Genomic DNA, 1,418 nt, shown 5'->3' with positions numbered 1-1,418 from the left:
ATGCAGACAACGTGACATCGCCCGTCCCCAGTACTCACGGGCCTTCATTCAGAATCAGCGATTTAGCTGGACCGTGTAGGCAAGAGAGAACGATTAGCGGTTAGAAAGTCGCTAAATGCCTCTAGAAAGCTTTTCGCTTCGACGTCACCGAAGGGGAGCGAAAGTGAGAGAAGGCCGCGTGGCGCCACATAGAAGCCGCGCAGCAGCATCTCCACGTGCCAGAGCTCCAGCCAGCGCACGTCTCTTTCCTTAAGTTGCGCCGGTGTCTCAACCACGCCATCGACAAAATGCAGATTCATCAGCGAGCCTCGGCCGAGAACTACGGCGGCAACCGCATGCCGCTCGAGAGCAGTGTTCATCTCGCTTCGCAACCAATCGCCTGTGTCGTTGACTTTTCGGCTTGCTTCTTCAGTCAGAACTTTTGTGAAGCCAGCCAACCCCGCAGCCATGCTTAGGACGTTATTGTTGAAGGTACCGCTATGCGACAACGAATTGGCACGCGCAGGATCAAAGCGGTCCATGATCGAAGCCTTACCGCCGAAAGCGCCGAAACTTGCGCCGCCGCCGAGATACTTTCCAAGCGTGACCATATCGGGAAGGATACCGAGTTCACCGTGCAACGCTCTATAACCCAGGCGTGACGTCTGCACTTCGTCGAAGATCAAGATGACGCCGAGTTCATCAGCCAGATCGCGTAGACGCGGGAGGAATGTTGGCTTGGCGACAATGCAGCCACCGGCTCCCAACATTGGCTCCAGGATAACCGCAGCGAGATCCTTGGCATGCCGCCGCATAACCATCTCTACGCCGGTCTCGTCGTTGTAGTCGGCCAACAAAAAAGGGAAAGGCAAATTGAGCGGTGAGCCACCGTGTGCAAAAGTCATCACGCCGCCATGATAGCTTTCTTTGAAGGCCAAAATTTTAGATCGACCCGTGATTGCGCGGGCGGCTGTTAATGCCATAATGTTGGCTTCCGTGCCGGAGTTACAGAAGCGTACGCGTTCGATCGCCGGGAAACGGTCGACAATAGCGGCGCCCAACTGTGCCTCGTAACGGTTTGGCCCACCGAGCATGACGCCATCTCTGATGGCGTCAATCATGGCCTCAGCTATCGTTGGGTCGGAATGTCCGTACAGGCCCGCAGTATATTCCGACAAGAGATCCACATACCGGTGGCCATCAAGGTCATCTACGTAGCAGCCATCTCCGGATACCAAGGTGAGCGGAAAAGGATTGTACCAGAGTATGGCCCGGGTGTTGCCGCCTGGAAGCGACTGCTTGGCGTCTATATGGCGGGCCAAGCTTTTGGGATTGCGGTCGACAAATCGCTGCCGTGCGTCGTTGAGCACGGAGTCGAGATCTGCATTTCGTTTGAATGAACCGGCAGTGGCTGACATTTGTTAGAACTCCTATCCAGA

The 1,418-nt window shown here is 55.5% G+C and carries 1 protein-coding gene; it reads right to left on the bottom strand.

Features of this window, described 5'->3' with window-relative positions:
* Nucleotides 1–62 precede the first annotated feature (62 nt).
* Nucleotides 63–1,397, bottom strand: a complete 1,335-nt coding sequence (locus AC0L2R_RS33690; protein ID WP_473514087.1) for an aspartate aminotransferase family protein — start codon at nucleotides 1,395–1,397, stop codon at nucleotides 63–65.
* Nucleotides 1,398–1,418: the final 21 nt, after the last annotated feature.

This window comes from Mesorhizobium sp. WSM4820, assembly GCF_055811075.1.
This window is presented reverse-complemented; position numbering and strand designations above follow the sequence as displayed.

Coding starts and splice junctions, on each gene's coding strand:
- AC0L2R_RS33690 (WP_473514087.1), bottom strand. CDS start 1,397: ATGTCAGCCACTGCCGGTTCATTCAAACGAAATGCAGATCTCGACTCC.